The 1,495-nt window shown below is 47.7% G+C and carries 1 pseudogene; it reads right to left on the bottom strand.

The features are described from left to right. Positions 1–1,495: pseudogene (locus R7P67_RS24120) on the bottom strand (ribonuclease E); the annotation flags it as partial.

Genomic DNA, 1,495 nt, shown 5'->3' with positions numbered 1-1,495 from the left:
CAGCTTTCATCTCTGGCGCTGCTACTGGAGTTTCAACGGCAACTTCTGTTGCTGCTTCTTCCACAGTTTCTGCAACGACTGGCTCTTGAACCGGAGCTTCTTCAACAACTGTTTCTGTTGTTGCTTCCGCAACAGGTGCTTCAGCCACTTCAACGATCGGCTCTACAGGAGCTTGATCAACCGCTACTGGCTCTGCCTTTTCAGGCGCTACAGCTTCAACAATCGGTGATTCAGCTTTAGCTTCTACTGTTTCTTGAACTTTAGGTTCAACAACAGGTGCTTCAGCTACCGCTGGTTGCTCACGACGGATGATGACTTTACCCATTGCCATTTCAGGGCAAGCAAAACCACCTTGCATAGCAGGTACAGTTGCAATTGCCACAACCGCTTCTTCCTGAACTCGCTCTTCCTTCTTAGGCGCTGGTTTTGGAATGTAACGTGGCATCACTTTACCCATTGCCATCTCAGGAGATGCTACACCGCCTTTGCGCAGACGGAATGGGTTAGGACGACGATCACGACCACGACGACGACGTTGACCACTTGCTCGTAGGTGACGAGGAGAACGACGGTTACGACGTTGTTTCGATTCACCTTGCTTGTTGTCTTGCTGTGCGTCTGCTGCTGTATCAACGGCTTGATCTACTTGAGACTCAACAGGTTCAATTGTTTTTACTGTTGTTTCTTCTACTTGCTCATCGGCAAGTTGATCTTTAACACGAACAGATTTGTTCAGTTTGCGACGTTGACGGCGCTCTTTGACTTTCTCTGTTTTCGCGTTTGCTTTCGCTTTATTCTCTTCAGGCTTCACTTCTGAGCGAGCTTCAGCCGCAAGTTGCAAGCCTTTTTCCGCTACTTTCGCGTTTGCTTTCGGCTCTTGAGCTTTTTCAGCTTGTTGAGGTTTTGGCTTACGCTTCTGGCTACGGTTTGGTTGCTGTTTGTTTGCAGGCTGTTGAGCTTCGTTTTGCTCATTTGCTTGCTCTTCACGAGGCTTACGGCGACGACGGTTATCACGGTTTTCACGACCTTCGCGGTTATCGCGGTTATCGCGTTGGTTGCTACGACGACGGTCGTTGCGATCGCGTTTGTTGCGCTTGTTGTCGCGGTTTGATTTCTTCTCTTCTTGTTTTGGTTCTTCTTTTACTTCTTCAGAACCACCAAATAGGAAGCTACCTAGTGCTTTAAACAAACGGCTGAATAGGCCAGGTTTTGCTTCTTGCTCTACTTCTTTCTTCTTCGCTACCGGCGCAGGTTTAGAAACAGGAGCTGGAGCGGTTTGAGCTGGCGCTGCAAAGCCCTTAAGAACTGGCTCTTCGATTCGCTTAGGTTTGATGTCTGTTTCAGAAGGTTCTTTACCTTCTGCTTCTTTCATTGCTTCCAACTTCTTAGGAAGTAGGTAAGAAATTAAATCAAACTCTTCACCTTCGCGTACGCGAATTACTTCAAAGTGCGGTGTTTCCATGTCTGAGTTAGGAACAACCGTAATTTTCACTTC

Source organism: Vibrio sp. Vb0937 (assembly GCF_033338855.1).
The sequence above is the reverse complement of the archived record's forward strand: the minus strand, read 5'-3'. Positions and strand labels throughout refer to the sequence as shown.